The sequence below is a fragment of the Streptomyces sp. PA03-6a genome (genome assembly GCF_033792765.1).
Classification (GTDB): domain Bacteria; phylum Actinomycetota; class Actinomycetes; order Streptomycetales; family Streptomycetaceae; genus Actinacidiphila.
The window spans coordinates 1-4,955 of sequence record NZ_JARAVK010000415.1 but is presented as its reverse complement, the minus strand read 5'-3'; the positions used below and the strand labels follow the sequence as shown (position 1 = coordinate 4,955).

The window sequence follows — 4,955 nt, the reverse complement described above, 5'->3', positions numbered from 1 at the left end:
CGCTGGCGCATCTTCCGTCACGCCCGCTGCAGCCCCAACCGCCTGTCGTCAGCAGCCAAAGCCATCCTCACCCTGGAGAAGCAACGCTGAAAAGGCTCATTGATCCCAGCAGAAGGAGAAAGCGCAGTTGATCAGGGTCTGGTGGCGGCGGATAGCGCCGGCGGAGCGGACCTGGAAGTCGGCCCAGCCGAGTTCGTCCTTGATCTGTTTGTAGCTCTGCTCGATCCAGGGCCGCAGGCCGTAGAGGCGGAAGATCTCGGCGAGGTCGGCTGGCGGGTGCGGGCCGGCCGTGGTGTCGGGTGTGTCGGGGTGGGGCAGGTTGGTGGCCAGGTACCAGGTGGCTTTCTCCGGCAGGCCGGCTGGGTCGGTGGTGGCCACGACCAGTCGGCAGGGTGAGTCGGGTCCGTAGCCTCCCAGCCGGGCGTCGACGGCCCACCAGGTCTCGGTGCGCCCGTCGCGGAAGTGACGCTCCACGGCCTTCCAGTCCCCGGGATGCTTGGCATCCTTCCAGGTCACGGTGTGGGCGGCTTCGATGGGGGTGTGCGGCTGGCCGGCCCGGGCCCAGGTGCCGCGGTGCGGCTTGAGCGCCACCACGTAGGCCAGGCCCGCCTCGCGCAGCGCGAGGTACCAGTCGTCGCTGACGGAGTAGGCGCAGTCGGCGACCACCGCCCGGCAGCCGAAGCCTGCCTTCTTCCCGCGGACCGCGAGAGCAGCAGCCAGCTGCGGTTTCGTACGGAAGGCCGGATCGGAGCGGCCGCTGGTGAAGTGACGGGCGGGGGTATAGGGCGTCGCATGCAGTGGGTAGTACACGCGGCCGTCGGTCCACACCGTGGTCACCGTGACGATGCCGTTGTCTGTCTTGCCCAGTCGGCCCAGCCATTGCCGGCCCACGTGCGCGGTCGCGGTGCCGTCCTTGCGGTCCCCGGAATCGTCGATCACGATGACTCCGCTGTGGTGCGGAGCCGTCGCCATCTCCTCGCGCAGCAGCTCAAGCCGCCGGTCGTTGACCTGCTCGGCCTCCCAGGGTGACTCGGACAGGAAGAACTGCAGGCGCTGCACCCCCGGCATCCCTGCACCAGCCACCGGTTCCGCCCCGGCCAGGCAGGTGATCGTCTTGTTCCGCTCCCGCGGCGCCAGCAGCCCGGTCAGGTACTCGCGGAACCCTCGCCGCTGGGCCAGGCTGAAGAAGAGGTCGTCGAACCGGGCCGCGTACTCCTCCAGCGGCCCCGGCGCGGGCGGACACGGACGGCGAGCGGTCATCTTCAGTCCCCAGCCTGGCAGTTGACCCCTACCACCGGCCTACGACCAACCCGAGCTGCCGTCAACCCACACCATCCCCGGATTCAACGAACTACCGGTAACGCCCACACGAACCACTACCTGGATAGACTCCCGGCGCTCGGTGGCCACGCTCGGCGGCGGCTGGCCCCTCCAAGTGCGTCACCAGGAAGGCAGACTGCGATGGACACGACCAGCGTCGGACCCTCCTCCGACCAACGCCTGTGGCTGCGACGTTTCGGAGGCAGCACGGGGCAGGGCGCGGAGGTACGGCTGATCTGCTTCCCTCATGCGGGCGGCGCAGCCACCTTCTTCCAGCCGTTTGCTCGAGCGCTCGCCCCACGTGTCGATGTGCTCGCGGTGCAGTACCCAGGGCGCCAGGATCGGCGTGCCGAGACGGGTGTCCGAGACATTCCCGAACTTGCCGACCGCATCACCGCGGTGCTGGCCGAACCACTCCCTCCACGAGTGCCGATGGCATTCTTCGGTCACAGCATGGGTGCCGTCACTGCCTACGAGGTGGCTCGACGGCTACACGGAGCCCGAGCGAGTAGCGGCGGAGATCTGCCGTTCCGGCTGTTCGCCTCTGGGCGGCGCGCACCATCGGCGCGGCGGGACGAGAGCGTGAATCGCGACGACGGGGCCCTGATCGAAGAGGTTTCTTCACTCGGAGGTACCGAGCCCGTTCTGCTCAGCGACCCCGAGCTGCGCGCGATGGTGCTGCCGGCACTACGGGCGGACTACCAGGCCATCGAGTCCTACCGTTATTCTCCCGCCGCGGGTGAGCCGGCGCCTTGTCCGGTCACCGTGCTGACCGGCGACTCCGATCCCCACACCACACTCGAGGAAGCCCGAGCTTGGAGTGGCCATGCGCCCGAGGGTGACTGCGAGCTGCAGGAACTGCCCGGCGGGCACTTCTTCCTCGTCGATCAAGCAACCGAAGTTCTGGACCTGTTGCGCTCTCGGCTGCTGCCCGCACCGGCCGTTCACGCAGAAGCGGGAAGAGCGGCGCCGTAACCGATCACTGGTCTGCCCGCTCCCAGCTCGCCGCCGAAAACGTTGCAGGAGGACGCTCGGCTCCGAGACGATCAATCCTCGTCCCTGCCTGGGGACCGCACCCCCGGTCGGATACGCCCGGGCGCGTTGACGTCTCCGGGCTGCTCCGTCGGGACCTTTGCGACCGACTACGGCTCGGCTTGAACGATTCCGCCTTCTTCAGGGAGGGACACTCGCGTTCCTCCAACAGGCATGGCCCCGGGCAACCCGGCAGGTCCATCGAGGGAACGGCACGACCTTCCCGCTGCCGATACGCCGATCTCATGGCTGTGCCGCGAAAACGAATCTATGGCTATCGCGGAGAGAACGGGGCACTTCAGACTGTTCTTCAGTGCGGCCCTGCCAGTCCTGCAGGCGCCATCTCATCCCGCGCTTGGCTCGTCACTGGCTCCGAGTCCCGGTTACAAGAGGTGTTTTCACCCGGCTGCAAGCTCTGCCAGACCCAGGCTGACCTGATACCCGAACCTTCCCACGAGCAGTCGAACATGTTCCGGGCTGCGGAACAGCCTCCATGCGGCATAGCTGAGTCACCGGCCTCCAGCACGGCCCTGACAAGACGTATACCGCCCAGTTGAGCACGCAGCGTAATGCCATCGAGGGCCGAAGCGAACATGGCGCTCATGCTCTATTCGCGAGGCCGGCCAAGAGGGCAGAGTAGAGATTGATCATGCTCACTTGGTGATAGGCAGCCGTGCGGGGCGGCAGTGGCGGTGAGGTGAGGTGAGGTGAGGTGTTGACAGTGAGGGAACGAGGTAGATCCATTTTACCTGCAGCACAGACGTGTTCTGAATGTTTCCGCACCACGTGCGCAATGACCTCGACGCCTGCGACAGGGACTGAAGAAGCCCGCCCGCCGTTTTTTAATACAATCCTGCGGAGTCTGCTGAGCGTGTGGGAGCGATCTACCATGCCCCAAGCCGTTCAAGTCAATAACGGCACAGGAACAGGCACACCGGCGTATGTCGCAGCATTAGACCCTCGGTTGGACGCCAGTTGGGGTCCAACCGTAACGCGCATCCGCGGCGAAAGTGAACATCACGAAAGTGTTGTTTGTGATCTGACCGGCCGCGATCAGACAGCCGAACGGATCACAGCGGTCCCGCAGAGCGCGCCATTGACCGCCGTCGTGCACACCGCCGGTGTCCTGGACGGCGCCGTAATCACCGCTCTGGGTCCCGAGCGCCTCAACACCGTTCTCGGATCAAAGGTCGACGCGCTCGTCCACCCCAACGAACTCACCCGCGGGACCACGCTCGCGGGCCACGTCACGTTCACCTCCGTCGCCGGTGTCACCGGCAGTCCCGGCCAAGCCAACTACGCCGTCGCAGACGCCATCACCCAGCACCGCCACCACGCCGACCTGCCAGCGACGCCGCCGGCTTGGGGCCCGTTCATCCTCGGCTCCCCCACCCCCCCACAACCTCGCGCGGTTCCTCGACGAAAAGCCGTTCAGTAGCGAAAACCCGAAGAGGGAACTATCGACAATCCTGGCGGGATTTTTGCAACTCCATCGATCCCCCAGCCTCCCGGCCACCTCGGGACAAATTTTCAACCAAGGCGCAGGGCGACTTCTGCAAATCGCTGGATCCGGCCGGTCGCTCGCCGCCTCTTGGGCAGGGCAAAACGATTTAGAATAGCCACGGCAGAAGACATTTCAGCCCCACCGAAATAATTCAGAAACCTCTGAACCGCTTCCCCCCTCGAGAGTGCGAGAAGATTTAAATGTCTGAGAACGACAAGAACCTCTCCTATCTGAAGAAGGCGGTTTCGGAGGTCCGTCGCCTACGTCAGCAACTGACCGAGGTCGAGACCAAGTTCCGCGAGCCTATCGCTGTGGTGGGGATGGGGATGCGTTTGCCGGGCAATATCTCGACTCCGGAAGAATTCTGGGATCTACTGTCGCAGGGCGGGGACGCCATCTCTCTCTTCCCTACGGATCGCGGATGGAATCTGGAAAATATCTACGATCCCGATCCCTCGGTCCCGGGAACCTCCTATACACGTCACGGCGGATTCCTCCACGACGCGGGCCTCTTCGATGCCGAGTTCTTCGGCATATCTCCCCGCGAGGCCCTGGCCATGGACCCGCAGCAGCGGTTGCTGCTGGAAACCTCGTGGGAAGCGCTGGAGCGCGCCGGGATCAAACCGACCTCAATCCACGGCCAGCCTGTCGGTGTCTACACCGGCCTGATGTACCACGACTACGCCGAAGGCACACAAGACGTTCAGCTTCAGGGACATTTGGCAACGGGCAGCGCTGGCAGTGTTGCGAGTGGGCGTGTCGCCTACGTGCTGGGGCTCCAGGGGCCGGCCGTCACCGTCGACACCGCCTGTTCTTCCTCCCTGGCCGCCATCCACCTCGCCGTCCAGGCGCTGCGCACGGGTGAGATCTCCATGGCCCTCGCCGGCGGAGCCACCATCATGTCCACGCCGGCCACCTTCCTCGATTTCGCCCGTCAGCGGGGGTTGGCGGTTGACGGCCGGTGTAAGTCCTTCGGGGATGCCGCCGACGGCACCGGCTGGTCGGAGGGTGTGGGTGTTGTGGTGCTGCAGCGTCTCGGTGACGCGCAGCGTGAGGGCCGCACGATCCTGGCCGTCATCCGCGGATCGGCCATGAACCA

General features: G+C 65.5%; 3 protein-coding genes and 2 pseudogenes. 4 read left to right on the top strand and 1 reads right to left on the bottom strand.

The genetic code is table 11. The features are described 5' to 3' along the window. A pseudogene (locus tag PV350_RS44435) lies at window positions 1-90 on the top strand (IS5/IS1182 family transposase); the annotation flags it as partial. A gap of 9 nt (window positions 91-99) precedes the next feature. On the opposite strand, the pseudogene PV350_RS44430 reads toward PV350_RS44435, so the two are convergent. After that, window positions 100-1,260 (bottom strand): annotated as a pseudogene (locus PV350_RS44430) (IS701 family transposase); the annotation flags it as partial. Window positions 1,261-1,461: 201 nt separating this feature from the next. Here PV350_RS44430 and PV350_RS44425 point away from each other — a divergent pair. The 3 genes from PV350_RS44425 to PV350_RS44415 all read left to right on the top strand — a co-directional run. Then, window positions 1,462-2,295, top strand: coding sequence for a thioesterase II family protein (locus tag PV350_RS44425; protein ID WP_500339048.1), 834 nt, complete (start codon window positions 1,462-1,464; stop codon window positions 2,293-2,295). Window positions 2,296-3,145: 850 nt separating this feature from the next. After that, window positions 3,146-3,790, top strand: coding sequence for a KR domain-containing protein (locus PV350_RS44420; protein WP_500339047.1), 645 nt, complete (start codon window positions 3,146-3,148; stop codon window positions 3,788-3,790). A 266-nt stretch (window positions 3,791-4,056) separates the two neighbouring features. Further along, window positions 4,057-4,955, top strand: an 899-nt coding sequence (locus PV350_RS44415; RefSeq protein ID WP_500339046.1) for a beta-ketoacyl synthase N-terminal-like domain-containing protein, incomplete at its 3' end; no start/stop codon positions are given.

What these genes read in the sequence shown, in the direction of transcription:
- PV350_RS44425 (WP_500339048.1), top strand. Translation starts at nt 1,462, where the DNA reads ATGGACACGACCAGCGTCGGACCCTCCTCCGACCAACGCCTGTGGCTG.
- PV350_RS44420 (WP_500339047.1), top strand. Translation starts at nt 3,146, where the DNA reads ATGACCTCGACGCCTGCGACAGGGACTGAAGAAGCCCGCCCGCCGTTT.